The following is a 22,083-nucleotide window of genomic DNA, read 5'->3' as shown; positions in this document are numbered from 1 at the left end:
TGCCCCTTCAAGGGATAAGGCCGATGAAACCCGCAAATCTGATTGAAAATAAAGGGAAATGGATTTTTCATTGCGGCATCAGGGGCTGTTGCCCAAAATGCGGCAAGGCATCCATGTTCAAACGCTGGCTGAAGTTGCAGGACCGCTGCCCCCATTGCGGGCTGGACTACAAGTTTGCGGCTCCCGATGATGGCCCGGCGTTCTTTTCGCTCTGTATCGTGGCGTTTCCGCTGTCCTTTTTTGTTGTCTGGCTTCAGGTGACGTTTGATCCGCCCTATTGGGTGCATATGGTCACATCGCTCCCGCTATTGATGCTCGGCTGCGTCTTGCCATTGCCCTATATCAAGGGGTGGCTGGTCGCCTCGGCCTATGTGAATCACGCGCAGGAGGCCGGTACCGAAAAGCTGTGGGCCGAACTGCACGCCCGCGCCGAGGATAAGGCTGATTGAGGTGCGCGCAGGGAACCGCGGTCCTGATGGGCTGGGCGCCATGCTCTCCATCACCGGGATGAGCAATCCATACAAAATGCATACAAAAAGTTGGGGCCCCTCGGTGATCGATTGGACGCCTGACATCAATATGGCGAGCGGACCTGAACATCTCGCGATTGCCCAGTCTCTTGCCGATGCCATCAAGGCGGGCTTGCCCCATCGGCGCGCGGGGCAGGGGCCGAACTGCTCCTGTCCCGTGGCATGGCCTGCTGTCATGCGGGTGTCCATCGGCGGAACCATAGGGCACGATCAATTGCGGCGTGGCCTTAACCTGCTATCGGCCCTGATTGGCCCGCAAGCAACGCGCCAGATCAATCCGGTCTGACACGCGGGGCGATAGATCGCAAATGTGGCGGGTGAGGACAGGTTTTGAAACCTCATCCGATATGACTTCTGTTAGGACACCATGATGGATTGGGTTCCAGTAATATTCCTGATTTTAAAGGGCAGTGTCATCGGTACGGCCATGTTCTTTGCCGTCAAATGGCATTACGATCAGGATCGAAACAGCAATGACGAAGGCGCAGGCGCACAATGGACCAGCGAATTGCGCATCTTCGTTACGATGTTGGTCGCTCTCACTGTATCCCTGATCGGGATTGTTTACGCCGGGTGCTGGGGTGACAAGGCCGTGGGCGGTTGGGGCGGCGCTTTGGCGTTCGTGCTCACACTTGCCGTGTTTCTGGTTGCAAAGCCGACTGCGGAGGCCGATCTGTATGACCGCCTCGGACAGGCCGGTCACGCTCTCGATGGCGAGGGCATTCAGCATCTTGATACCTTGAAGCAGGCCATCGAGCCTTTGCGTGACGCGCTGATCCGCAGACGCGACTCCCTGCTGCGCGAAAAGATCTATTTCAGCATCGCGGTGACCATCAGCGCGCTTGCGTGGGTCTATGGTGATGTTGCCGCTGGTTGGTTCAGTTTTGTGCGTTGAAGACGTTTGGGCCCGTTGCGGAAAATGCCTCCTGCGTGATCCCCGCGAAGGCCTCGACGAGCGCGTCGAAGGTGAACCTGTAGCGACTGCCGTTTCGCAGGTCCTCGTGCATCACGATCCACACCGGCAGGGGCAGATCGAATAGGTCTGCCAGCACGCGGCAAAGGTCCGGGTCGCGCGTCGCAACGGCGGTCTGGCAAATGCCGATGCCGAACCCCGCGCGAATGGCTTCGAACTGTGCCGCCGGGTTGTCGACACGCAGGGCGAACATGGAGCGATCGATCCCCGGCAGATGACGCATGCCGGCTCTGGTAAAGGGGGTTTCGGCATCAAAGCCGATCAGATCGTGATTGCGCAGGTCTTCGAGCCGGCTGGGGCAACCTTTTTGCTCAAGATAGCTGCGGTGTGCGAAAAGGCCAAGGCAGACCGAGCCCACGCTTTTGGCCACCAGCGATTTCTGCTCTGGCTGCGTCATCCGTATCGCGATGTCAGCCTGGCGTTGCAGCAGGTCGTCAAGATCGTCGGTCAACGCCAGTTCGAAGTTCAGCCCGGGTTGCGCGCGTCGCAGGCGGGTCAGGATTGTCGGCAGGTGGTGCGTCCCGACCGCCTGGCTGGCGGTGATCCGCACCGTGCCCTCCGGCCTTCCCGACACGCCTTCGGCTGATCGGCGGAGCGCTTCCGCCGCGGCAAGAAGGGCTTCGGCATGCGGGCGCAGCGCCAAGGCGTGATCGGTGGCCGACAGCCCCCGCTGTGATCGCACGAACAGTCTGGCACCGATCGCCTGCTCCAATGCATCGATGTGGCGGGCAATGCTGGGTTGCGTCATGCCCAGTGCGCGCGACGCGGCCGACAGCGAGCCCTGCTGCAGAACCGCAGCGAAACTGCGGTAGACATCCCAACTCGGTTCCTTGCTCATCTATTTTCGTATAGCATCTGCACGAAATATGACAATTTCCGTTTATCGAAATCGGCTTCATCTTGCCCCTGCACGATCAAGGAGGCGCGAGATGAAGAAGGCAGCGTTGGTTCTGGGGGCGACGGGCGGGATCGGCGGTGCTGTGATGCGTCGCCTGATCGCGGGGGGCTGGACCGTTCGGGCGCTGACCCGTCGGGCCAATGTCGCCTTGCCGCAAGGATGCGAGGCCGTGACGGGGGATGCGATGGATGTGGATGCGGTCACATCGGCGGCCGAGGGCGCATCGGTCATCGTCCATGCGGTTAACCCGCCGGGCTATCGCGACTGGGATCGCCTCGTTCTGCCGATGCTGGACAACACGATCCGTGCCGCATCAGAGAGCCAAGCGCGCGTCCTTCTGCCGGGGACGGTCTATAATTTCGGGCCGGACGTGTTCCCGAACATTGACGAATTCGCACCGCAAACGCCGAAGACCCGCAAGGGCAAGATCCGCGTGGAGATGGAGCAGCGGCTGGGCACGGCTGCCCAGCGGGGGCGATGCAAGGCTCTTATCGTCCGGGCGGGTGACTTTTTTGGCCCCGGCGCGGCCAACAACTGGTTCGGACAGGGGCTGGTGACTGCGGGGGCTCGCCCAAAGGTCATCCGCAATCCGGGCGCGGTGGGTGTCGGCCATCAATGGGCCTATCTGCCCGACGTCGCCGAAACCATGGTCCGCTTGCTGGAGCGCGCGGATCTGCCGGCCTTCGCCTCATTCCATATGGAGGGGCACTGGGATCATGACGGGCGCCAGATGGTGCAGGCCATTGCCCGCGTGATGGGTGATCCCGTCGTGCCGGTCCGCCCGCTGCCATGGTGGGTGCTCCGCATCGCCGCGCTGGTGGCGACTACGCCGCGCGAGATGATGGAGATGCGCTATCTCTGGCAAAGGCCGGTCCGCATGACCAATGCCCGGCTCGTGGCGACACTGGGGGATGAACCCCGGACGCCGCTTCTGGAAGCGGTGCGCGCGACGCTGAACGACCTGCAGTGCCTTTGAGGACGCAGGAAGCGTGGGGGCCATATTCGCTTCGCATTGGGCGCACTCCGGTCACCCTCTCGTCGACAAACCGGGCATGTTGGCGGGGGCTGAAAGGTGGTTGCGTGGATGGTGGGTCATCGCTTGACGGCGCCATGGCCCGCCCCCGTGCCGGGGCGCAGGCCGAAAGTGTTGCGATACGCCCTGGGCGACAGGCCGGTTGCAGCCCGGAATTGTTGACGGAAGTTGGCTGCGGTGCCGAAGCCCGCCCGTTCGGCCACAGCTTCGATGGACAGATGCGTCTCCTCGATCAGCATGCGGGCATAAGCTACGCGCTGCTGTTGAAGCCATGCGCCCGGCGTCAGGCCCGTGGCGCCCAACAGATGGCGGTGCAGACTGCGGGAGCTGAGATGAGCCTCCGCCGCCATGCGCTCCACACTCCAGTTCTCGCCGGGCTTTGCCTGAATGGCTGTGAGCAACCCGGACAGGCGGTGGCCGGACGGCGGCGGCAGGGCGCGCTCGATAAACTGGGCCTGCCCGCCATCGCGATGGGGGGGCACCACCAGGCGGCGCGCCACGCTGTTGGCGGCGTTCCGGCCAAAATCCTTGCGCACCACATGAAGGCACAGGTCCAGTCCTGCCGCGCTGCCTGCCGAGGTCAGAATATCGCCCTCATCGACATAGAGCACGTCGGGTTCGATCACTGTTTTGCTGGCCTGATCGGCAAGGCTGGTTAAATGGTGCCAATGGGTGGTGGCTCGCCGCCCATCGAGCAGCCCGGCCTGCGCCAGCACAAAGGCCCCGGCGCAGATCGCCATAAGCCTTGCGCCGCGCCCATGGGCCTCTCGCAATGCGTCGAGCAGCGCGGCAGGAGCCGGTTCACGCGGGCCGCGCCATCCGGGAATGACGATCGTATGGGCATGATGCAGCAGATCCAGATCGCCGTCTGCCATAACCTGCACACCGCCCGTGCCGCGCAAAGGGCCGGGCTCTGCGGCGGCGGTAAGGCAGCGATACCAGTCATTCCCCATTTCCGGGCGCGGCAGGCCAAAGACTTCAAAAGCGCAGCCGAATTCAAAGGTGCAGAGCCGATCATAGGCAAGGATGACGACCAGAGGCTTGGCGTTTGGCATGATCCTTTCGATACTTGGCATACCTGCCAATGGCAACGATCCGGAGGGTGCATTATTCCGGGCCTTAACGGAATTCGGCCTGTTGCGGCGGCCGGGTCAAGGAGGACAAGATGAAACTGATCGGTATGCTGGATTCGCCCTATGTGCGCCGGGTTGCCATTTCGCTCGGCCTTTTGGGTCTCGATTTCGAGCATCAGGCGCTCTCGGTGTTTTCCACGTTTGATGCCTTTGCCGCGATCAATCCGGTGGTCAAAGCGCCCACGCTGGTGACTGACGAGGGGATCGTGCTGATGGATTCCAGCCTGATTCTGGAACATGTCGAGCGCCTTGCAGGACGCAGCCTGTCACCCGCTGATCCGGCGGCCCATGCTCTGTCCCAGCGGATCGTCGGTCTGGCCTTGGCGGCCTGCGAAAAGGCGGTGCAGATCGTCTATGAGCACAATCTGCGGCCCGAAGAAAAGCGCCATCAAGCATGGCTCGATCGCGTCCACGGTCAATTGGCGCAGGCGCTGCACCTTCTGGAACAGGAGGTCAGCCCCGCTCAGCCGTGGTGTTTTGGCAACCATCCGCTTCAGGCCGACATCACCGCAGCGGTGGCCTGGCGCTTCGCCAAAGAGATGGTGCCTGAGGCGGTTGATGCGAAGGCGCTCCCGTCCTTGTCACGCCTTTCGCGGAGAGCAGAAGAGAGCGCTGCCTTTCTCGCGTTCCCTTTCAATTAGGAGGAAATGCCAGGGTGCGCGAAGCCTGCCCAACGATCAATGGGTTCTGAAAGGCGGATTTGGCGGCAACCCCCATCCGGTCCGACTGGACAAGCAGGACACTTGGGAGCAACGCGATTGGCATGAATGATCCAGACGAATCCGTTTCCCGTCCTTTTCAGAAGACCTTCCGCGACCGAATTTTACCGCGCCACACCAAAAATATGGTGCATGGCCTGTTGTTGGGAGCCTTGGTCCTGATAGGGGGATGCACGGATGACCGCCGGGAAGAGCGCCTGCGTGCCGTGGGAGCCAATCCCACGCTGGACGATTTCATGCGCGTTGCCGACGCCAAAGTCGGCGCATCGAAATTCGGGCAATGCGCAGCCTGTCATTCCTATATTGAAGGGGCGACCGATCGCGGTGGGCCAAACCTGTTCGGGGTCTATGGAAAGCCCATGGGCACGAACAGCGTGAGATTCGGCTATACGGCCGATTTGCGCGGCAAGGGAGGAAAGTGGGACGCTGCTACGTTGGATCGCTGGATCAGCAATCCGAAAAAGATGGTTCCGGGCACGTCAATGCAATTCAACGGGATTAGCGACAGGCTCGACCGGGCGGATATCATTGCCTATCTGCGGCAATTGGGCCAGACGCCGAATTGATCGGTCCTGGGCTGGAGGGCGCGTCACGCCCCCTCCAACCGTACCATCTGCATGATCCGTCAACGGGTGGGCATTGGTGATTTGGCGTGCGCTGGCGGCGCCGGTGGCGCTGGCCACTGTGCTGTCAGCGCAGAGGGCGAGACATAGGGGAAGGGACCATTGGCATCATAAAGTTTGATGGGCTTTTCGCCGCGCCTTTGCTTTCCGACAGGCAGATCGGGCACATTCCTTTGTGAAATGCAAAGACGGGACCCCCATGGATACCCCAAACCCCGATTGGACAAGCACCTGTCCAACCGGATTCAAGGAATGCAAAATATCGGCATATCCTTGAGATTTCGCCTCTTTTCTGATCCCGTTAGGATGCTGAAAAAAGAGGTCTTGGCGGACAGGGTGGGATTCGAACCCACGGTGAGCTTCCACCCACGGCGGTTTTCAAGACCGCTGCCTTAAACCACTCGGCCACCTGTCCGCACTCGCCATTTCGCTAGAGTTTCTGCGGTTTTACCCGTCCCCCTCAATTCCGAAAACCGCCGTGTGTGTGCCGACATTTGTGCCGGCATCCCTTTTGGCTCTTTCCGCTTCCTCGGGGGTGAGGAACTGCAAATACTCTTCCGTCTGACGGATCGTACTATGGCCCAGCTGACGCTGAAGCGCATAGAGATTTCCGCCCTTAGCAAGAAATTCGATGGCGTAAAGATGCCTTAGATCATGCAGGCGAAAAGAGGTGAAGCGCCACCCCTCCAACTGTGCCGACTTTTGGGCGCGCCGCTTCGCCTCGCCAAAGCCGGTGCTGGCCTGCACATAGGGCTCTCCATTTCGCGTCTGGAAGACGTAGCGGGTCTTTCGATCCTGCCCATGCAACACCGCCAATGCATCGTCTGACAGCCACACGGCCCGCGCCGTGCTGTTCTTTGTCTCTGACAATTGGGCCGCCCGTCGCTCGAAAGAGATCTCGCCCCATTCCAGCGTGGTTGCCTCTTCCATCCGCATGCCGGTGGCCAAAAGAAAGCGGGCGAGAGGGCCGACATTCCCATAGCAAGCGCTGAGAACCGCCTCGACCGACCGCTGATTTGGTCGGACGAAAACGGGCTTTTTATAGCGCAGCTGACGCTTGCCGATCAGCCGGACAGGGTTCACCTGCCCATGCTCGCGCTCGATGGCCCATTCGGCCGCCTGCGAAAGGACAGTCAGGTCGCGCTGGATGGTCGGGATCTTGGCACCGGCCGCCTTGCGTTCGTCAATATATTCGACGACCGCCTTTTTGGTCACGCTGTCCCACCATTGACCCTCCCACTTGAGCGCCAACTGCAGGGCGCTGACCTCGTAGCGCTTATAGGTCTTGGGCTTGAGGCGGCTTTTTGCCTCGACCAGAAATCCGTCAATCACATCGTCAAACGACATCCGGGTCGAGCCGTGATAGACGCTGACCTCGGCCAGGACCGCTTTCAGCCGGCGCTCCGCCTCTCGGCGATCCTTTGTCTTAAGGGAGTGCCGCTTTTCGACGCCGCCAACTTGAATGCGGGCATAGAAAATACCGCCCCGCTGGAAGAGATTTGACGGCTTAGGCATTCGCGTTCCTTATCGCTGATCCATTTTCCAAGTTTGCTGCGGTCAAAGGTCCACAGCTTTCCGAGCTTCGCCGCGCCCGGAATGAGGCCGCGCGCCGCCATCGATTGGACAGTACGGCGCGACAGGCCGGTTTTCTTGATGACGTAATCGACGCCTGCGCGGTCGGTGTAGGTGCTGCCGGTCACACTGCCTCCTGCTGTGCCTGCGCCCATGCCTCGCTGATGCGCTTGCGGGCGGTTTCGAAATGGGCGGGGTTGTGCTCGATGCCGGTGAAGGTCTTGCCCGCGCGGATGGCGGCCACGCCGGTTGATCCGGTGCCCATGAAGGGGTCGCACACGGTCTTCCCGGCCATGTTGCCCATGATCTTGTCCATGACGGGCAAAGGCTTGACCGTGGGGTGGCCGAACTTTTCAGCGCCGCGCGGCGAATAGGCGGTGATTTGTCGGTCGAGGTCAGCAAGCGCGCCTTGAGGGTGATAGCCCTCATTCCACGCATGGATGTAGAATTCCATGACGGGCTGGTAATGCTTGTTCGCCACCGGCTGGGGATTGCTCTTGCGCCAGATGCAGACCGCCTGGCGCCGGAATGATCCGTCGAGGTAGGGCAGCACCTTTGGAAGCTGATCGTTGTGGCAGAACACCACCACGTTGCCGTACAAAAGCGGATTGATGATGGTGTGGTCAAAGCCCTGATCGAGCTTTTCCTCGACGATCTGATCCATGGTCGCCCGCTGCTTGCGGTATTGACCGCCGCCAGTGGCGCGGAACACATAGGGCGGGTCCATGCACAGGGCATCAAACCAGCCGAGCGTGGGCAGGATCGTATAGGCGTTGCCCAGGATCAAGCGGTGGGGGCCGATGCGGGTGACGGTCATGTGCGGGCCCCACATCGGATCGCATTGTCCACGCCGCCAACGCCGCATTCGGCATCGCTGGTAAAATTGTCGCCCAGATCCAGCAATGGGCTTGACGACGCAGCCTTGCCCAGATCGGCATAGCTGTATTCCGTGGTAAACGTGCCGTTGCCCAGGCGCTCAAAGTGCGACCAGAGGTGGATGGCTTCGGGGCGGCGGCGGATGCGATGCAGCAGGATTTGATAGCCCACCGCAAAGCATAGGCTGCAATTGCCCTCCCATTCATCAAGGCCAAGATCGAAACCTTGGGGTAGCGTGGCGCAGGCGCTGGGGCCAAAATCGCGCTGGATCTGCACGGCGTCGATTGGCTTCATGTTGCCAAACCAAAAACGCCGCACATCTTCCTTGGTGTGACCAGCCTTGACCATGGGCATCACATTGACCCATGGGCTTTCGCCAGCTTCGTTCTGCGCGTCCTTCTTGACGACCCGGCGCAATTCATCAGCGCGTAGGCCGATTACATTATGCCAGGATTCATAGCCAAGGCTTTCCATGAAATCGGCGCAGACCTGCACCTTGAGGTGTTCTGTACACCAACGCGCCATGATGTTGGGCACCGCTTTCTTGCTGCGGATCAGGGCTTCAAACGGTTCGCCAAACCGGCTTGCGCTGTTGAAGCCCACTTCCTCAAAACGCTGGCTGACAGGCGTTCTTTTACGCCGATCACGCCATTCGAGCCAATGGATATGAACGCCCCAACGAGTGCCGCATTCGTGGACGAAACGCAGGGTTTTCTCCAGTTCCATGCCGGTATTGCAGAACGCAACATGGTGATCCTCGGGCAGCTTGCCGCCATTTGCATCCAGCACCTGCTTGAGCTGGAATGCCGAGGTTCGTCCGCCGCTCATCGCGTAAAGGGCCGGGCCGGGAATGAGATAGGGGTTCACGCCACATCCCCGAAGAGGTCAAATTGCTGCACTGGCTCAATGACCGTGGAGCAAAGATCCAAGAGAAAGGAAGGCATAAGCTGCCACCAGCGGGTCCATGCGGTATGTGGCTCTTTAAGATTGACCACCAGCGCCCCCCTTTTCGCGCAGAGCCAGCTTGTGGGTGCGCAGGATGATTTCGATTTCGGAAAGCGCGATCGGGCCGAGGCCGGGGATGCGCAGCAGTTCGGCTGGCGTCTTGGCGATCAGGTCGCCGATCACGGTGATGGCGGGGCGCGCCTTGGCCAGCGCGCCGCGGACCTTAGGCGGGAAGCCCATGGCGGTGAAAACATCGGCGGGCATCATTGCACCTTTCGGCCGATTTGGTCGGCATTACGCAGGAGGGCCGCGGCGACCTGGGCAGCGGCATCTGCATCGAGTTGGACAATAAAGCCGGTGCCGGGCTCTCCATCATTGGCGCGCAGGCCGGGATCATAGACCATGATCACCACGCGCGATTCATCGGCATCGTCGCGGATGGCCGCGCCAATGCTGCAGCCGGGGGCATCGACGAAAAGCATCGGGCCTTGAACGGTGTCGATCACCTTCGGGCCGATGGCGGGCGCTCTGGATCGAGAAAAGGCAGTCTCAACCATGGGCCGCCTCCTGCAATGCAGCGGCGGGCGACGGGGCATAGCGGAAACCATAGGAAAGGGCCTCGTTCGGCCATCCCGCGCCGGTCAAGACGAATGTGGCGTTGGCGCAATCGCAGGGGTCGGCGGCCAGATATGAATAATCCGACGCGCCCGTGTTATGGCATTCGGGGCAGTCAGGGCGGACATTGCCGAATACGCCCGGCGCCCAATGTGCGGGGAAGCGGAAGGCCAGCCATTGCGCGGTGGGGTGAAGGCGGAAATCGTCCATGCGTTCCAGCAGATCGCGCAGGGCGTGTTGGTCGCCTTGCGAGACGACATCGGCCAGCATGGCCAAGCTATCACCGCGCGTCGAAAGCTGGACATAGATCGTGGGGGAGCCGTTGGCCTGCGTCAGGGTGCAATGAGGCCAAGCAAAATTGTTCAGCGCCTCGACCAACTCGCGCCGGCGGCTGTAGCGCCAGAACGCGGGCGCGCCGTTAGTCTTGGCGCAGATCCGCGCGAGGGATTCGAGCGCATAGCCAAAGGTGAAGCCCTTGCCATCATCGACCCAGAACAGCGGGGCGGGATCGGAAAGCACCTCGAAAAAGAACGTGGGCCGAATGATCGGCGTTTGCATCGTCATGGCATCGACCTCACAAGCAAGAGGATCAGGCGGGAGAGCGCGGCGGTCCACGCGGGGAGCATGGCGATTGCCGCGCCTGTGAGAGGCGCCACGATCAGCAGCAGCGCGGCATATTGGAGATGGGCGCGCATCAGCGGCGGCGCCCCAAGGCGAAGGCAATCGCCCAAACGCCGCCCGCCAGCACCGATATGGCCGCCCAGACCCCAAGGGAGGCCAACGCATCGGCCAGCGCCGGGAAGCGCGCCAGCAGGCGGCAGGCAAGCCAGAGGGCGGGCAGCAGGGCGATCAGTGCCAGCGCTCCGTGAAAGAGCGCCTGCGCGGTCCAGCACATGCGGGCATAGGCCGGATCGTCGCGCATCTGATCATCGCCCGGATAGAAGTTGGCGTTGTCGGGGGCGTTATCAGGCGCGCGGCCCGCGATGAACGCATCAGGGCCGTCAGCGGCAAGGGTCCAGCCCGGCTGGCGATAGGCGAAGGGGAGGCGGTTCATCCGATCAATTCCCATTCCACGATGTCAAAGGGGGAGCCGAGCAGGTTCCAGCGGCAGCCGGAGCGGCCATCAGCGGCCCACCCCATCGGCTCGGCATTGCGGGTGTCATAGCCATTGCGCAGGCGGACATGGACGCGCTTGCCCGCAACCATGCCGGGCATCCCGCCTTGGTTGCGGGACATATCAAGCGGCCTGTCGGCGGCGCAGTCGATTGGGTATGCTTAGGGAAGGGGTGGCGAAAGCCATTGAGGATCTCCAGCGAGTTGCCGGGACCCGTATATCCGATTTTCGGATTTACAGTCAATCCGAAAATCGGATTATCTAGCTGAGTAAAAAAATCCCGCACCGGCTGGGCCGTGCGGGACATTGTGTTTTTCGGTGTTCAAGCGGCTGGTGGAGGTCCTTGCCTAAAATTCACAAATCCAAGAATGAACTGCTCGTCACCATAAGTAAGGTCGGCCGTAACGCGAGATGGCTTATCTAAAGGAAATGGTGCTGCAATCATGTGGGTGATGATGCCCGCAAATGGCGCTTCATTACGCCGAGCGTCTTCGATTGCAGTAGCAACGGCATCTTCTGGTACGTGGCCGACGAGAACGCGATTTCCATCCGGCATGGTGATATAAATGTGAGCCGCATGCGCTTGTGCGTCCAGAGGTAGATTGAGCCGAGCAAATAGGGCAAATTTGGCAAGCATCCCTGGGAACCCAGGGAGGTAAACGTTGTCTAGCGTTGCGCCGACGATTGTTGTGCCCCCCGATTTCTCTTCACGCACATCTTCGCAGAAGATGCCGAAAGCTGAAATTTGGGTCATGCCGTTTCTCGCACCTTGAAAGCTAGATCTTGAGTGGCTGCAACTGTTGCGCCTGAGGTTGATTTGGGCGGAGCGGCTTGGAATGCTCCTGCCTGAACTGCTGGTGCATTGCCTTGGTCTGCTTGAGGCTCAACTAGATCAAATTCTGCGACTAGGCCGAGAGCCCATGCCAGTTCGCCTATGCGACCAATAGAAATGTCTTGGTGCCCGCGGAGCTGGCGGTTGATGACCGAGCGATGCACGCCGAGTGATCTTGCAATCTCAGTCTGCGTAATGTGAGGTTTACGAGCATAAGCCTGCTGCAACTTACGATGCACTTGATCTATATACCGGGCAGCTGCCCGCCGATTAGCGGGAATGGTAAGCTGAAACGACGTCATCGGGCTGACCTCCAGCTACAAACTTTGGATCATCAAGGGCCAAGATATCACGGAACCCGATGGCTTCATCGCGGTAACGTTCATACCAATGATTCTTTTTAATCCTTGTAGCCATATCTCCATTGGAACAAATAAATTGGTCCTGACCGCAGAACCAACCGAAAAGGCGAACATCCGCTGTCTTTAATTGCCAGATTCCGCTGTCAATATGCACTAGTGGATGGAATTGTCGAGGAAATGCAAGAGCTTTTCCGGCGCAGAAATTTTCAAGAAGTGACGCCACTTGTTCAATGGGCGTGCGTTCGACACCAAAGTCAGAGATTTCATTAGGTAGCACATCTCGCATCCAATTTTTAGCACTTGGTAGCAAATAGATGCATCTCTCCTCCTGTTGGCGCCAATCTAAGCCGGGATCGAAGCGCGTCAGATGACCGCTTTGGGCCAGATGTATGATTGTTGCCATATAAGTCAACAGGACTTTCTGGGAGGTTAATCTGATATTAGAGTTTACCGCCGGCGGCGATGCCCCAAAACAGGCGTCGCCCATCGAAGTTCAACGCCTTCAATCGGCGGGGCATTCTGGCTGATCAGGTCGTATTTTCCGTGTTCGCGGGCGGGACGAATCTCTTTCAGCAGGGTTCTGCCATCGGCAAGGCGACAGACAGCCCAGTCCTGCAAGGCGTCATCTTCTACGTGATCCCAGCCATCGCGGCCGATGAACACGATATGCCCATTCCGGAAGAACGGATACATGCTGTCTCCGCGCACCTCGAGTCCGATCAGCTTTGACGCATCAAGACCAGGCATCGGCTCGACATGATACATGCCATCACCTTGCGCGTAAGAGTCTTCGAATGAAATGGCGCCGCCTGCGCCCACAAACCCAACAACCGGCAATTCCGCCTCTTTTATTGGCGCGGCGTCTGCCGGGCCTTCCTGCTCAAGCGCGCGTTCAATTTTTATGCGCTCGTCGAGTTTAATCCGACGCTTACCGAGTAGGATATTTGAAATAGCGGATTGGCTGGGGAAACCGACAAGCTGTGCAAGCTTGGCCTGGCTCATCCCAAGTTCGGCCATGCGGCCTTTCATCCATAGCGTGAAAGCAGATTCCTCCATGGCGAGTATGTGCCACGGCTGGCGCCGAAGCGCCCGCGCGAAAATCGGATAATTCGCTGTTGCATTATAATCCGATTTTCGGATAATCATGTCCCATGAACCCTGTCGATGAAATCTTTAGCGGCTTTGGCGGCCCGACTGCAATTGCAGTAGCGACCGGCATCAAGGTGCAAACCGTGTGCGATTGGCGCGCCAAGGGTCGAAAAAACATTCCGTCATGGCGGCGGTCGGCTGTTCTTCGTGCAGCAAATGAGGCGCGCATTGTTTTGTCCCAATCCGCCATTGCATACCTCGAGCAAGAAGGCGCCGCGTAATGGGCTGGCAAGCACCTCGAAAGAAGCAGGCCATTGAGACGTGGCGCGCGCGCCGCGCCGCGAAGCGGGCAAGGGCGCGCAGGGATGCCGATCATGCGCGGTTGCTCGCCCAACTGGCAGGGGTCCGACTGCCCTCCCTGACCTTTCTGTGCCCTGACGAGGTGCGCTGCGCTCACGGCCTTCCGCGTCTGGCCGAGGGGCCGCGCGATGCGTGACCATTTCAACCGCCAAGAAAGGAACCGATCATGTGGACGCATGTGGACAGCAACCGTGCTTACCAATGCCTTGGTTATGCGATCAGAAGCGGGGCAAGCAAGCGCGGTCCCCACGGCGAAGTCGTCCCGCCGGATCGCGTTGTGGCGGTCGCGCGCGAATTTGAGGATTTCGCCAAGCGGCAAGACCAATATGGGCTGTCGGCCCTTGATTACGCCGTCCGCCACATGGGATCGGCAGGCACAGAAGACGATGTCCTGCTTTGCGCGGAGTTGTTCGCGCGTTTCCTGGCTGGGCCGGAAGGCGCTTCCGGGGCCGATGATGAAGGCCCTGGAAGCTGAATGAGCCCGCCCGCTGTCCCTTCCAAAGAAGCCCTTGGGTCGCTCCCCGGCACCGGCGAAAAGTCGGGCCGGGGCATTGCGCCGCGCGGACGCCGGGGTTTGGGCCTTGCGCGCCAGGCCGACCTGTTGCGCTACATTCAGGGGCATATCGAGGCCAAGGGCTTCACGCCGACATTCAAGGAAATGAGCGCGGGCATTGGTGTACGCAGCCGCACCACCCTTTGGGGCCTGTTGCTGGAACTGCGCCGCCGCGGTTCCATCCGCAAGCTGAACACCAGCCCGCCCGCATTTGAAGTGTTGAAGCCCATCGCCATCCCGCGCGGCCCCGATGGTGCGCCGCTCTATTTCATCCCTGCCGGTCATCTGCCCGGCGGCGCGATCATCAATCCTTTCCATACCGCCGACATACGGCAGGGGGAGCCGAAAAATCATGGCTGACAGGTGCAAGGCAACACAACATTCCATCGACCGGCAGGGCGATATGTTCCGGCTGGCCGAGCGTGATCATGGCCTGACGCTGACCGTTTTGAGCCGCCGCACGGAAATTCCGGCCCCTACGCTGAAAACGTGGCGCGATGGCACGGTGATGCCCGCATGGGCGCTGTTCAAGCTGGGCGGGGAAGGGGGCATCCATGACGATCTGCTCTCGATGATCGGGGAGCCGTTTCGCCGCGCCGTGGTCAGCGAGGATGCCGCGCAGGAAGGGCTGATTGATGACCTGGCCGAAAGCGCGGCGCGCTTTACGCAGGCCGCCGCGCTGGCCCGCCATCCCAATGGGCCGGGCGGGACCGCCATCGTGCCGCAGGAGCGCGCCGCGCTGATCGACATTGCCCGCGATATGCGCGCCGTGGCCGCGAAGGTGATCGGGGAATGAGCAAGCCCAAGCAGACCATGCACGAATGGCTGCGCACGGCCGAGGCTGGCGCCCAGTTCGTCTATCACACCGGCGAAACCGCTGGCGGGCCTTATCTGCGCGCCGCGCGGGTGGCCTATAACATGGGCATCGTCACGCTGGTTCAGCGCCGTGCCCGCGCCGGTTTCCAATATATCGCGGTGATGCTGGACAAGCAGGTCGAGATCCCCGCCGATTGCCAGTTCGATGTGAGCGCGCGGGCATGAGCGCCCATCGTCGCCAGACCGGCCCGCCCGCCTAATTCCGTGCAAGCCCATATCGCGGCTGGCCCATTTCCCCTTTTCATCGTTGGAGAACCATTATGTCCGCGATTTCGACGGATGATTTTTTGCGTCTGCGCGACACAGGAGGCGCGCTCCCTGACGGGCTCACTCCGTCCGATCCCACGCTGGAAAGCATCGAGGAAGTTATCTCCTGTGCAGAGCGTCGGGTGAAGCGGGCAGGGGAGCGGCTTGCCCGAGCCCAAAAGGAATTGGGCGATGCGGCTGCGGCATTGGTGCTTGCGCGAGACGATCGCGCCGCGTGGCTTGTGGCCAATCCCGATCCGCAATTGGAAATGTTCTGATGACGCCTTGGGTTCGGATCATCGGCAAGAAGGCGGGCGCGAACGGGCGCCAGCCGCGCAAAGGGAAGGGAGGGGGCGGCAATAAGTTTGGGGCCAAGCTCTGCGCCTGTCATGCGGGCCACAATCACCACAGCCGGGCCGAGGCGCGCCGATGCAACGATCTGCACTTGCTGGTGCGGGGCGGGGTAATCCGCAACCTTGAGCAGCAGCCCCAGTTCTGGTTCGCCATCAACGGCCGTCAGGTGAAGCATGAGAACGGCCGCCGCCTCGGGTACAAGGCGGATTTCCGATATGAAGAGCAGGACGGCGCGGGCGGCTGGCGCGCGGTGGTCGAGGACGTGAAGGGGCCGTATCGCGATGATGCGTGGACCATCCGCAAGGCCGTGTTTCGCGCGCTGTTTCCCGAAGTCGATTTGCGAGAAGTGGCATGACGGTGGCGCGCCGCCGCGCCTGGGCGATCGTGCGCGCCATGGCGGCCGAGATCCAGCGGCAGGCCAGCGAGGGCACTTTGAGCCATGCTGGTCGGCTGGATCTGACCGGCCATATCGAACTGACCGGGACGCTTGACCTCGCTTCGCTGGCCAATGCGGCGGAGCGCGGGCTGCGTCAGGAATTCAACCTTTAAATCAGACCGCGATCCCTGCCGGCGCTGCGGCGCCTGCGCGGTTCTCGGTTTTACCAGCAGGAATGCCATGAGCACAGAAACCACCAACTGGGCCAAGCAGCAGCGCTGCGGATGCCCGCATGTAAAGGCCGTCTTGGGCGAGCTGGCAAACTGGGCGCGCCCCGATGGCGTGTGTGAGTTTCGCAAGGTCAGCGATATCGCCTTTGTGACCGAGATTTCGGAGCGCACGGTACAAAGGGCCCTGAAAAAACTGGAAGATCCCGTCTCGGCTGGCGGTCTGGGGCTGATCCGCCGCATCGGTCGGAGGCGCGGCGATGGAGGCATTGCGGCCAATGGTTTTGAACTGGTCGGCTATATCTACCCAGGTGACACTCTGACACCTACCCCGGTGTCACACAGTCACCCCCCTAGGTGTCAGTCTGTCACCTACCCGGTGACCAGTAGACGGGGGCGGGGGTGTCAGTCTGTCACCCCTAATAAGGATCTAGATTTAGAAAATAATACCCCCCTTAATCCCCCGAAGCGGGGGAGAAAGATCCGGCTGGCGATATCGGATGATTGGATTGTGCCTGCTCTGGCCGAACTGCCTGACAACGCCAAGGCCTGTGCCAGCCAGTGGCCGGATGGGGCCTACGCGGCGCAGGCCGAGGCGTTCAGCCAGTACCACCGGGGCACCGGCCAGCGCCGCGCCGATTGGCGCGCGCTCTGGGCCGCATGGGTGATCAAGAACCATGAGGCGGTGATGCGTCAGGCAAGGGCAGGCGGCGCGCCAGCCGCGCAGCAGGCCAGCACTGGGCTCGCCGCGAAGGTTGAGCATGCGGCGGCCAAGAGCCTTGAGACATCACGTTCGGCGGATCTGCATGATGCGCTGCGCGAGGCGTTGGGCGCGGGCGTCTGGGCATCCACCATTGAGCCAGCCGCCCTTGTGTTTGCCGATGATGGGTTGCGCGTTGTCGCGCCGACCGAGTTCCGGCGTGAGCAGATCGAGGCCCGCCACATGGCTGCGATCCATGACGGGCTGCGCGCGATCGGTGTGGGCGTCGATTGGGTGGTGGTCGAATGTGAGCGGGCCGGGAAGCGCCGCGGGCGCGTGGCGTAATTTGAAGGAACAGGCCGCATGCGCGGCTGGCAAGGAAATCGGGCGATGGGGACGAAAGTGGCAAAGAAGAAGATCAAGGCAGCGCTGGAAGCAAACCGCCCGGTGATGGTCGAGCAGTTGGTGTCCGCAGAGCAGCGGGCAAAGGGTGATTATGTGATCGAGACGATGGTTAAGGGCGAGGACTTTCCCAAGGCCGAGCAGGGCAAGGCGTCGGTCGTGCGCAATCGCGGTGGATCGACCGTCGAGCGTTGGGAAGCCTCGGGCGCGCTCGACGCCCGGCAGATGGACGCAATCAGGCTGTATCGCTGGGCATGGACGCTGGCCTTTGGCGGGGAGCAGCGGACCACCATGAATTGGGGCAACATGAGTGGTGTGTCGGTGCGCGGGTTGCAATTGCAGGATTTCGTGGCCAGCGCCATCGAGGCCAAGGAAACCATCGCGGATATGGACCGCCATATTTTCGCTAAGATGCCGCGCCACTACTTTGATTTGTGGCAGAACGTAGTCATATTTGATGAACCAGCGGGCGCCGCTGGAGGACGATTGGGCTTCGCCGGGCGTGATAGCGCAGCCACCGCAGCACTTACGTCGGTAAGGATGATTTGCGATCTGATTGGCATGCTGCGCTGTTGATCAAGGCGAATGAAGGATTGTTCAGGGCGGTTGGTCGGACATCTACTTTTGGAAAGGAGCCCAAACAGGCATTGACCAAGCGCCTTGAAGTGTCTTCTGCCGAGCTTTGACCTCAAGAAACACTATGGCTATTCAAGTCGCGATGAGGAGATTGCGATGAGTGACGAAATGGCCGAATCTGAAACCCACCTTTCGATTAGTCTACCTGTAGATTTCGGGATCGAAGCGGATTGGAAAGAACTCTTGATTGGCGCAACTACCGCTGTGTCGGAATATTTTGTAAAAGGGCATCCTGATGGCCTATCAAGTGGTATTAATGCCCTTATTAAATTTTCGACTTCATTCAAGGCCAAGCCGTCTCCAGGCTATCTGTGCTGGGCTTTGACAATTACTGCTACAGCGTGGTCTCTCGATCAATCGGAAATATTCAATGAAAGTGAAAAACAGGAAATAGTAGATGTTTTTGGAAAAATAATTCGGTCATCAAAGGAGGAAATTGATCAAACAGATATTGAAGTGCCTCTAGAATTTTTTGATAGACCGTCAATACTTCCTCTTTATAAAAAAATATCACTTGAAGTTATTTCTGCCATTAATGAAAATGGAAATTATGAAATTGATTCAATTCGGCATAAGATAAATTCATCTTTTACTCTTGCAATTTTTTCAATATTAACTGCAAGGCCTGATTACTATAAACCTCTGATATCGGCTTTAGAGGTACCCTTGTCGTCGGCCGCGTCGCTTCAGCGCTCTTGGGGATTGTACAGATCAAAATTAATTTATGATTTTCAAGTGAAACCGATTTTTGGTCAAGAAGATGATAAAATATCTCTGCAACAACTTTATGTTCCGCTTCGCGGTGCATGGAATGAAGAAGGCTTGTCATTTGAACATGCCCGGCCTTATCATGTAAACGAACCTTACAATGTGGTGATGATAGACGAAGAGCTAGATCAATGGGTCAAATCACAGAATGTGAATGATTGGCTCAGGTTAATTGGTGGAGGGCCAGGGAGTGGGAAATCTACCACACTAAAATCTCTGGCTAGCAGAATGGCGATGTTTGACGGAATTAGGCCTCTATTTGTTCCTCTTCAAAACATCGGGATTGCGGGAGATTTGCGCGACTCCGTCAATAAATATTTTACGGAGGGTAGTGATAGTCCTTTCAATCAGCCACCATTGTCCAGATCCTCAATTGAGGACGGCGCACCGCTGCTTCTCATTTTTGATGGGCTAGATGAATTGGCAGCCCCAGGTGAGGCAGCCAAAGATGTCGTTGGCACTTTTGCTGCACGCCTGAATAGCTTGGTTCCTGCCTTGATCGGGACGAGCAATCGAAAAATCAGAGTGGTGGTAAGCGGTAGGATGCCAGCTTTTCAGAGCGCTAAGCGCTACCTTCCCGTTGAGCCCAGTGCAGCATTGGAGACCTGCGGATTTCTACCGCTGAGTCATGATGATAAACTTGCCTCAAAAGATCAGAGAATCCAGTGGTGGACGCAATATGCGACCGTCAAGGGAGAGGCGTTAGAGGTTCCTGAGGCATTTTCCAATGACAGATTGGAAGGAATAACCAATGAGCCGCTTCTTTGCTATCTACTGGCTCTATCAGGTTTTGCCAATCAACAATGGGAACTGGCGGCAGACAATAGGAATAGAATTTATCACTCACTTATGGAGTCAATCTACCAACGCGGTTGGGGAGACGGAGCTATTAAGCGTCTCGGGCCTGGCAGAACTCTTTCCAAAAATAACTTCATCAAATTGATGGAGACAATAGCGCTTGCAGCTTGGCTTGGTGGCGACACTCGTGTTGCCAGTGAAGAGAAGTTCGAAGAAGCCATACGTATAACTGATGCAGAGGAAGCCTGGTCTTCCTTTACTAACGACAATGGGCAGGATGTTACTAATCTTGCCATGAATTTTTACCTAAAGTCAAATGATCGCAATCAGCGTGGCTTTGAATTTACACATAAAAGTTTTGGAGAGTATTTGGCATCCAGAGCACTGCTTTCAGTCGCGACAGAGGTTTCCGAGAACGTTTCTCGTCGCATGGAGAACGCGATGCGCGATTGGATCGGCGCCACCCGAACGGGTAAGCCTTCTGAGGAAATGCTTACCTTTCTTCGGGATGAAATGCGCCTCTGCCTCTCTCAAACCGGTGATACAGGTATTGCAATAGCTCGGAAGATTAAGGCAGCATTTCAAATCATGATCTCCAAAGTTTCGCGTGATGGCTTTCCGGTTATTCCCAGTTCGGAGACTTGGCGAAATCTAGAAATGGAGCAAGGAAATGCTGAGTGCGCACTTTGGATGGTCTCAAACTCTTGCGTAAGCGCCTTAAATGAAGGTAAAGAAGATAAAGAATTTTTAATATTAGATTGGAGTGATGAGGGAGATTTATCAAGAATTATTTCAAGACTTCTTCAATTAGCAGATTGCGATATTATACTAAAGTGCTTGTCGTATTTGGATGCTTCTGGGCAGTTGCTTCAAGGATTTAGAGGAAATTCTTCTGATTTTTCATATTCATTACTAAAGAAATCCATTTTTTCTGGAGTTATATTAGGCGAAAGCAGTTTTTTTGGGGCAGATTTGTCAGAATGTCGTTTCTATCAGTGCAGGTTAGGTTATGTTGACTTTTCCAATGCGCATTTGGATTCGTTGAAAATTCATGTGACTACTTTAAATATGGTCACATTTAAAGAAGCAACTGGCTTGCCGATTTATGTATCACCCATGACCTTTATGTCTGCTATCGGTATGGATGATAATTTTCATGAACAAATTTGCATTATGGAGTCACAGGAAGATGAGGTCAAAAGAATACACTCGCTGATTTCAAGAAATGCCGAGTATATTTTGGAATCCAGATGCGTAACTCATTCTGAGTTTGCAGGAGATTACCCATTCGTAGATCCTTAAATTAACATAGATATAAAAAGTTTTGATTTTTTATGATAGATCGTTAATTTAAGTGCTAGGTCGTTGACACGACACCGGGTCTAAGTTATAAATTTGTCTAATCTCTAAATTTGCGCCCTGTGGTCAATCCACTTCGGGCGCTTTTTTATGGAGCGATACGATGGCGATGCAGCCACCCGCCTTTCGTCCGCCGGGTTGGCGCGAGCGCAATCCATGGGCACCGCAGCCAGCGTTCAAGGATCGCCGCAAGCGTGGGCGCGCAGGGATGCGCGAGCGCGCCGAGGTGCTGCTCGAAGAACCGTTCTGTCGGCATTGTCTGGCGCAGGGCAAAGAGGTGCGCGCGGTCGAGGTGGACCACATCAAGCCCCTTGCTTGGGGCGGCGCTGATGTGAGGTCGAACAAGCAGGCGCTGTGCATCCCATGCCACCAACGAAAGACCCGCGCCGAGCGGCATCCCGGCCCGGCATAGGTATTTCCACACAATCGACCATTGCCGTTAGGTAATACCCCCTAGGGGGAGGGGGCGAGGGTTTGCCCTTAGGTACCGGGACACCGCGCCTTAGAAAAATTTTCACGCGGGCGAATTCAAAAGGTAAAAATGTTGGCGGTTTGGCGGTGCCGGGCCGCCTTTTCTTGCATCGAGCCGAAAGGGGGCTGAATGTCGAGTGGTGGACCCCGGCCAGGTGCGGGCCGCCGCCCCAAGTCCCCGGCCCTGAAAAAACTGGCGGGCACGGCGCGTCCTGATCGCGAGGTGACGCTGGGCGATGCGGCGCCGGTCGGCCCGATGGTTGCACCCTTGCATTTGAGCAATCTGGCGCAGCTCATTTTCGGCTCGATCGCGCAGATGCTCGAAGCGGAAAAGCGGTCGAGCCCGCATTACGCCGAACACGTTGGGCTGCTGGCCATCCGGCTTGAGCAGATCCAACGCTTTCAGGCGGTGCTTGAAACCGAGGGCGACACGTACACCACGGAGTCGGCCAAAACAGTTGATGGCGAAACCATCGTAACCCGCATGATCCGGGCGCGGCCCGAGGTCGCCATGCTTTCGGATGCGATGCGGCAGGCACAATCGCTGCTTGGGGAGCTGATGCTCAACCCGGCGGCGGCGCTTCGCATTGCCTCTGGGCACAAGCCCACGGAGGGCGCATTCGACGATTTTTGAGGTCTGCAT

General features: G+C 58.5%; 35 protein-coding genes and 1 tRNA gene. 19 read left to right on the top strand and 17 right to left on the bottom strand.

What is annotated here, in order from left to right:
* The first annotated feature begins 23 nt into the window (after positions 1 to 23).
* The 3 genes from PQ457_RS08175 (at position 24) to PQ457_RS08165 (ending at position 1,425) form a co-directional block, all read left to right on the top strand.
* Positions 24 to 449: a DUF983 domain-containing protein gene (locus PQ457_RS08175; RefSeq protein ID WP_273616407.1), complete on the top strand. Its 426-nt coding sequence runs from the start codon at positions 24 to 26 to the stop codon at positions 447 to 449.
* Between the two features lie 40 nt (positions 450 to 489).
* Positions 490 to 816 (top strand): hypothetical protein, encoded by a 327-nt coding sequence (locus PQ457_RS08170; protein ID WP_273616406.1) that lies wholly within the window; start codon positions 490 to 492, stop codon positions 814 to 816.
* 81 nt (positions 817 to 897) lie between these two features.
* Positions 898 to 1,425, top strand: a complete 528-nt coding sequence (locus PQ457_RS08165) for a hypothetical protein (protein WP_273616405.1) — start codon at positions 898 to 900, stop codon at positions 1,423 to 1,425.
* On the opposite strand, the gene PQ457_RS08160 is transcribed toward PQ457_RS08165, so the two are convergent.
* Complete coding sequence (locus PQ457_RS08160) at positions 1,409 to 2,341, bottom strand: LysR family transcriptional regulator (RefSeq protein ID WP_273616404.1); 933 nt, start codon at positions 2,339 to 2,341, stop codon at positions 1,409 to 1,411. The two genes, PQ457_RS08165 and PQ457_RS08160, sit on opposite strands and share 17 nt — an antisense overlap.
* 91 nt (positions 2,342 to 2,432) lie before the next feature.
* Between PQ457_RS08160 and PQ457_RS08155 the strand changes: the two genes are divergently transcribed.
* Positions 2,433 to 3,377, top strand: coding sequence for an NAD-dependent epimerase/dehydratase family protein (locus tag PQ457_RS08155; RefSeq protein ID WP_273616403.1), 945 nt, complete (start codon positions 2,433 to 2,435; stop codon positions 3,375 to 3,377).
* Between the two features lie 116 nt (positions 3,378 to 3,493).
* On the opposite strand, the gene ftrA is transcribed toward PQ457_RS08155, so the two are convergent.
* Positions 3,494 to 4,489: a transcriptional regulator FtrA gene (ftrA, locus tag PQ457_RS08150; protein ID WP_273616402.1), complete on the bottom strand. Its 996-nt coding sequence runs from the start codon at positions 4,487 to 4,489 to the stop codon at positions 3,494 to 3,496.
* A gap of 110 nt (positions 4,490 to 4,599) precedes the next feature.
* On the opposite strand from ftrA, the gene PQ457_RS08145 reads away from it, so the two are divergent.
* Together PQ457_RS08145 and PQ457_RS08140 are read left to right on the top strand one after the other, a co-directional pair.
* Positions 4,600 to 5,208, top strand: coding sequence for a glutathione S-transferase family protein (locus tag PQ457_RS08145; RefSeq protein WP_273616401.1), 609 nt, complete (start codon positions 4,600 to 4,602; stop codon positions 5,206 to 5,208).
* 122 nt (positions 5,209 to 5,330) lie between these two features.
* Positions 5,331 to 5,852 carry a c-type cytochrome gene (locus tag PQ457_RS08140; protein ID WP_337958462.1) on the top strand — a complete coding sequence of 174 codons (522 nt, stop codon included), beginning with the start codon at positions 5,331 to 5,333 and terminating at the stop codon, positions 5,850 to 5,852.
* A gap of 382 nt (positions 5,853 to 6,234) precedes the next feature.
* Here PQ457_RS08140 and PQ457_RS08135 read toward each other — a convergent pair.
* The 15 genes from PQ457_RS08135 to PQ457_RS08070 form a co-directional block, all read right to left on the bottom strand.
* A tRNA-Ser gene (locus PQ457_RS08135) sits at positions 6,235 to 6,324 on the bottom strand.
* A 32-nt stretch (positions 6,325 to 6,356) separates the two neighbouring features.
* A complete protein-coding gene (locus PQ457_RS08130) occupies positions 6,357 to 7,256 on the bottom strand; it encodes a tyrosine-type recombinase/integrase (protein WP_273616400.1) in 900 nt (299 codons plus the stop codon).
* Between the two features lie 44 nt (positions 7,257 to 7,300).
* The gene (locus PQ457_RS08125; RefSeq protein ID WP_273616399.1) at positions 7,301 to 7,609 is read right to left on the bottom strand and encodes a helix-turn-helix domain-containing protein; all 309 of its coding nucleotides are present in this window, start codon (positions 7,607 to 7,609) and stop codon (positions 7,301 to 7,303) included.
* Entirely contained in the window at positions 7,606 to 8,298 is a 693-nt protein-coding gene (locus PQ457_RS08120; protein WP_273616398.1) for a DNA methyltransferase, read from the bottom strand. Before PQ457_RS08120 ends, PQ457_RS08125 begins: the two co-directional genes overlap by 4 nt.
* Positions 8,295 to 9,224, bottom strand: a complete 930-nt coding sequence (locus PQ457_RS08115; RefSeq protein ID WP_273616397.1) for an adenine nucleotide alpha hydrolase family protein — start codon at positions 9,222 to 9,224, stop codon at positions 8,295 to 8,297. The genes PQ457_RS08120 and PQ457_RS08115 overlap by 4 nt, the downstream gene beginning before the upstream one ends.
* Positions 9,225 to 9,338: 114 nt before the next feature.
* Complete coding sequence (locus PQ457_RS08110; protein WP_273616396.1) at positions 9,339 to 9,569, bottom strand: hypothetical protein; 231 nt, start codon at positions 9,567 to 9,569, stop codon at positions 9,339 to 9,341.
* Positions 9,566 to 9,859, bottom strand: coding sequence for a hypothetical protein (locus PQ457_RS08105; RefSeq protein ID WP_273616395.1), 294 nt, complete (start codon positions 9,857 to 9,859; stop codon positions 9,566 to 9,568). Before PQ457_RS08105 ends, PQ457_RS08110 begins: the two co-directional genes overlap by 4 nt.
* Positions 9,852 to 10,481 carry a hypothetical protein gene (locus PQ457_RS08100; RefSeq protein ID WP_273616394.1) on the bottom strand — a complete coding sequence of 210 codons (630 nt, stop codon included), beginning with the start codon at positions 10,479 to 10,481 and terminating at the stop codon, positions 9,852 to 9,854. The genes PQ457_RS08105 and PQ457_RS08100 overlap by 8 nt, the downstream gene beginning before the upstream one ends.
* Complete coding sequence (locus PQ457_RS08095; RefSeq protein WP_273616393.1) at positions 10,478 to 10,612, bottom strand: hypothetical protein; 135 nt, start codon at positions 10,610 to 10,612, stop codon at positions 10,478 to 10,480. The genes PQ457_RS08100 and PQ457_RS08095 overlap by 4 nt, the downstream gene beginning before the upstream one ends.
* The gene (locus tag PQ457_RS08090; protein ID WP_273616392.1) at positions 10,612 to 10,971 is read right to left on the bottom strand and encodes a hypothetical protein; all 360 of its coding nucleotides are present in this window, start codon (positions 10,969 to 10,971) and stop codon (positions 10,612 to 10,614) included. Before PQ457_RS08090 ends, PQ457_RS08095 begins: the two co-directional genes overlap by 1 nt.
* Entirely contained in the window at positions 10,968 to 11,153 is a 186-nt protein-coding gene (locus PQ457_RS08085) for a hypothetical protein (protein WP_273616391.1), read from the bottom strand. The genes PQ457_RS08090 and PQ457_RS08085 overlap by 4 nt, the downstream gene beginning before the upstream one ends.
* Positions 11,154 to 11,353: 200 nt before the next feature.
* Positions 11,354 to 11,785 (bottom strand): DUF6941 family protein, encoded by a 432-nt coding sequence (locus tag PQ457_RS08080; RefSeq protein ID WP_273616390.1) that lies wholly within the window; start codon positions 11,783 to 11,785, stop codon positions 11,354 to 11,356.
* The gene (locus PQ457_RS22230; protein WP_420540928.1) at positions 11,782 to 12,165 is read right to left on the bottom strand and encodes a helix-turn-helix domain-containing protein; all 384 of its coding nucleotides are present in this window, start codon (positions 12,163 to 12,165) and stop codon (positions 11,782 to 11,784) included. Before PQ457_RS22230 ends, PQ457_RS08080 begins: the two co-directional genes overlap by 4 nt.
* A complete protein-coding gene (locus PQ457_RS08075; RefSeq protein ID WP_273619203.1) occupies positions 12,134 to 12,637 on the bottom strand; it encodes a hypothetical protein in 504 nt (167 codons plus the stop codon). Before PQ457_RS08075 ends, PQ457_RS22230 begins: the two co-directional genes overlap by 32 nt.
* Positions 12,638 to 12,672: 35 nt before the next feature.
* Positions 12,673 to 13,371 (bottom strand): LexA family transcriptional regulator, encoded by a 699-nt coding sequence (locus PQ457_RS08070; RefSeq protein ID WP_273619202.1) that lies wholly within the window; start codon positions 13,369 to 13,371, stop codon positions 12,673 to 12,675.
* A gap of 5 nt (positions 13,372 to 13,376) precedes the next feature.
* On the opposite strand from PQ457_RS08070, the gene PQ457_RS08065 reads away from it, so the two are divergent.
* The 13 genes from PQ457_RS08065 to PQ457_RS08005 all read left to right on the top strand — a co-directional run bounded on the left by PQ457_RS08065 (position 13,377) and on the right by PQ457_RS08005 (position 22,074).
* Positions 13,377 to 13,595, top strand: a complete 219-nt coding sequence (locus PQ457_RS08065; protein WP_273619201.1) for a hypothetical protein — start codon at positions 13,377 to 13,379, stop codon at positions 13,593 to 13,595.
* A gap of 245 nt (positions 13,596 to 13,840) precedes the next feature.
* Positions 13,841 to 14,149 carry a hypothetical protein gene (locus tag PQ457_RS08060; RefSeq protein WP_273619200.1) on the top strand — a complete coding sequence of 103 codons (309 nt, stop codon included), beginning with the start codon at positions 13,841 to 13,843 and terminating at the stop codon, positions 14,147 to 14,149.
* Positions 14,150 to 14,587 (top strand): LexA family protein, encoded by a 438-nt coding sequence (locus PQ457_RS08055; protein WP_273619199.1) that lies wholly within the window; start codon positions 14,150 to 14,152, stop codon positions 14,585 to 14,587. It begins immediately after the preceding gene.
* Positions 14,580 to 15,023: a hypothetical protein gene (locus PQ457_RS08050; RefSeq protein ID WP_273619198.1), complete on the top strand. Its 444-nt coding sequence runs from the start codon at positions 14,580 to 14,582 to the stop codon at positions 15,021 to 15,023. Before PQ457_RS08055 ends, PQ457_RS08050 begins: the two co-directional genes overlap by 8 nt.
* The gene (locus tag PQ457_RS08045; protein WP_273619197.1) at positions 15,020 to 15,268 is read left to right on the top strand and encodes a hypothetical protein; all 249 of its coding nucleotides are present in this window, start codon (positions 15,020 to 15,022) and stop codon (positions 15,266 to 15,268) included. Before PQ457_RS08050 ends, PQ457_RS08045 begins: the two co-directional genes overlap by 4 nt.
* A 95-nt stretch (positions 15,269 to 15,363) precedes the next feature.
* On the top strand, positions 15,364 to 15,627 hold the full coding sequence (locus tag PQ457_RS08040; RefSeq protein WP_273619196.1) for a hypothetical protein: 264 nt from the start codon (positions 15,364 to 15,366) through the stop codon (positions 15,625 to 15,627).
* Positions 15,627 to 16,058, top strand: a complete 432-nt coding sequence (locus PQ457_RS08035; RefSeq protein ID WP_273619195.1) for a DUF1064 domain-containing protein — start codon at positions 15,627 to 15,629, stop codon at positions 16,056 to 16,058. The genes PQ457_RS08040 and PQ457_RS08035 overlap by 1 nt, the downstream gene beginning before the upstream one ends.
* On the top strand, positions 16,055 to 16,252 hold the full coding sequence (locus tag PQ457_RS08030; protein WP_273619194.1) for a hypothetical protein: 198 nt from the start codon (positions 16,055 to 16,057) through the stop codon (positions 16,250 to 16,252). The genes PQ457_RS08035 and PQ457_RS08030 overlap by 4 nt, the downstream gene beginning before the upstream one ends.
* Positions 16,253 to 16,319: 67 nt before the next feature.
* On the top strand, positions 16,320 to 17,351 hold the full coding sequence (locus PQ457_RS08025) for a helix-turn-helix domain-containing protein (RefSeq protein ID WP_273619193.1): 1,032 nt from the start codon (positions 16,320 to 16,322) through the stop codon (positions 17,349 to 17,351).
* An 18-nt stretch (positions 17,352 to 17,369) separates the two neighbouring features.
* The gene (locus PQ457_RS08020) at positions 17,370 to 17,984 is read left to right on the top strand and encodes a hypothetical protein (RefSeq protein ID WP_273619192.1); all 615 of its coding nucleotides are present in this window, start codon (positions 17,370 to 17,372) and stop codon (positions 17,982 to 17,984) included.
* Between the two features lie 156 nt (positions 17,985 to 18,140).
* Positions 18,141 to 20,912, top strand: coding sequence for a pentapeptide repeat-containing protein (locus PQ457_RS08015; protein ID WP_273619191.1), 2,772 nt, complete (start codon positions 18,141 to 18,143; stop codon positions 20,910 to 20,912).
* Positions 20,913 to 21,072: 160 nt separating this feature from the next.
* Positions 21,073 to 21,381 (top strand): HNH endonuclease, encoded by a 309-nt coding sequence (locus tag PQ457_RS08010; RefSeq protein WP_273619190.1) that lies wholly within the window; start codon positions 21,073 to 21,075, stop codon positions 21,379 to 21,381.
* A 282-nt stretch (positions 21,382 to 21,663) separates the two neighbouring features.
* The gene (locus PQ457_RS08005; protein WP_273619189.1) at positions 21,664 to 22,074 is read left to right on the top strand and encodes a P27 family phage terminase small subunit; all 411 of its coding nucleotides are present in this window, start codon (positions 21,664 to 21,666) and stop codon (positions 22,072 to 22,074) included.
* The last annotated feature ends 9 nt before the right edge of the window (positions 22,075 to 22,083 follow it).

This window comes from Novosphingobium humi (assembly GCF_028607105.1).
Lineage (GTDB): Bacteria > Pseudomonadota > Alphaproteobacteria > Sphingomonadales > Sphingomonadaceae > Novosphingobium > Novosphingobium humi.
Note: the sequence above shows the minus strand (reverse complement) of the source record. Positions and strands in the feature narration are given on the sequence as shown.

Coding starts and splice junctions, on each gene's coding strand:
- PQ457_RS08145 (WP_273616401.1), top strand. CDS start 4,600: ATGAAACTGATCGGTATGCTGGATTCGCCCTATGTGCGCCGGGTTGCC.
- PQ457_RS08050 (WP_273619198.1), top strand. CDS start 14,580: ATGGCTGACAGGTGCAAGGCAACACAACATTCCATCGACCGGCAGGGC.
- PQ457_RS08090 (WP_273616392.1), bottom strand. CDS start 10,971: ATGAACCGCCTCCCCTTCGCCTATCGCCAGCCGGGCTGGACCCTTGCC.
- PQ457_RS08065 (WP_273619201.1), top strand. CDS start 13,377: ATGAACCCTGTCGATGAAATCTTTAGCGGCTTTGGCGGCCCGACTGCA.
- PQ457_RS08160 (WP_273616404.1), bottom strand. CDS start 2,341: ATGAGCAAGGAACCGAGTTGGGATGTCTACCGCAGTTTCGCTGCGGTT.
- PQ457_RS08120 (WP_273616398.1), bottom strand. CDS start 8,298: ATGACCGTCACCCGCATCGGCCCCCACCGCTTGATCCTGGGCAACGCC.
- PQ457_RS08035 (WP_273619195.1), top strand. CDS start 15,627: ATGACGCCTTGGGTTCGGATCATCGGCAAGAAGGCGGGCGCGAACGGG.
- PQ457_RS08015 (WP_273619191.1), top strand. CDS start 18,141: ATGAGTGACGAAATGGCCGAATCTGAAACCCACCTTTCGATTAGTCTA.
- PQ457_RS08095 (WP_273616393.1), bottom strand. CDS start 10,612: ATGCGCGCCCATCTCCAATATGCCGCGCTGCTGCTGATCGTGGCGCCT.
- PQ457_RS08060 (WP_273619200.1), top strand. CDS start 13,841: ATGTGGACGCATGTGGACAGCAACCGTGCTTACCAATGCCTTGGTTAT.
- PQ457_RS08105 (WP_273616395.1), bottom strand. CDS start 9,859: ATGGTTGAGACTGCCTTTTCTCGATCCAGAGCGCCCGCCATCGGCCCG.
- PQ457_RS22230 (WP_420540928.1), bottom strand. CDS start 12,165: ATGACGTCGTTTCAGCTTACCATTCCCGCTAATCGGCGGGCAGCTGCC.
- PQ457_RS08055 (WP_273619199.1), top strand. CDS start 14,150: ATGAGCCCGCCCGCTGTCCCTTCCAAAGAAGCCCTTGGGTCGCTCCCC.
- PQ457_RS08085 (WP_273616391.1), bottom strand. CDS start 11,153: ATGTCCCGCAACCAAGGCGGGATGCCCGGCATGGTTGCGGGCAAGCGC.
- PQ457_RS08170 (WP_273616406.1), top strand. CDS start 490: ATGCTCTCCATCACCGGGATGAGCAATCCATACAAAATGCATACAAAA.
- PQ457_RS08045 (WP_273619197.1), top strand. CDS start 15,020: ATGAGCAAGCCCAAGCAGACCATGCACGAATGGCTGCGCACGGCCGAG.
- ftrA (WP_273616402.1), bottom strand. CDS start 4,489: ATGCCAAACGCCAAGCCTCTGGTCGTCATCCTTGCCTATGATCGGCTC.
- PQ457_RS08155 (WP_273616403.1), top strand. CDS start 2,433: ATGAAGAAGGCAGCGTTGGTTCTGGGGGCGACGGGCGGGATCGGCGGT.
- PQ457_RS08025 (WP_273619193.1), top strand. CDS start 16,320: ATGAGCACAGAAACCACCAACTGGGCCAAGCAGCAGCGCTGCGGATGC.
- PQ457_RS08140 (WP_337958462.1), top strand. CDS start 5,331: ATGAATGATCCAGACGAATCCGTTTCCCGTCCTTTTCAGAAGACCTTC.
- PQ457_RS08080 (WP_273616390.1), bottom strand. CDS start 11,785: ATGACCCAAATTTCAGCTTTCGGCATCTTCTGCGAAGATGTGCGTGAA.
- PQ457_RS08030 (WP_273619194.1), top strand. CDS start 16,055: ATGACGGTGGCGCGCCGCCGCGCCTGGGCGATCGTGCGCGCCATGGCG.
- PQ457_RS08010 (WP_273619190.1), top strand. CDS start 21,073: ATGGCGATGCAGCCACCCGCCTTTCGTCCGCCGGGTTGGCGCGAGCGC.
- PQ457_RS08070 (WP_273619202.1), bottom strand. CDS start 13,371: ATGATTATCCGAAAATCGGATTATAATGCAACAGCGAATTATCCGATT.
- PQ457_RS08110 (WP_273616396.1), bottom strand. CDS start 9,569: ATGATGCCCGCCGATGTTTTCACCGCCATGGGCTTCCCGCCTAAGGTC.
- PQ457_RS08020 (WP_273619192.1), top strand. CDS start 17,370: ATGCGCGGCTGGCAAGGAAATCGGGCGATGGGGACGAAAGTGGCAAAG.
- PQ457_RS08165 (WP_273616405.1), top strand. CDS start 898: ATGATGGATTGGGTTCCAGTAATATTCCTGATTTTAAAGGGCAGTGTC.
- PQ457_RS08130 (WP_273616400.1), bottom strand. CDS start 7,256: ATGTCGTTTGACGATGTGATTGACGGATTTCTGGTCGAGGCAAAAAGC.
- PQ457_RS08100 (WP_273616394.1), bottom strand. CDS start 10,481: ATGACGATGCAAACGCCGATCATTCGGCCCACGTTCTTTTTCGAGGTG.
- PQ457_RS08040 (WP_273619196.1), top strand. CDS start 15,364: ATGTCCGCGATTTCGACGGATGATTTTTTGCGTCTGCGCGACACAGGA.
- PQ457_RS08175 (WP_273616407.1), top strand. CDS start 24: ATGAAACCCGCAAATCTGATTGAAAATAAAGGGAAATGGATTTTTCAT.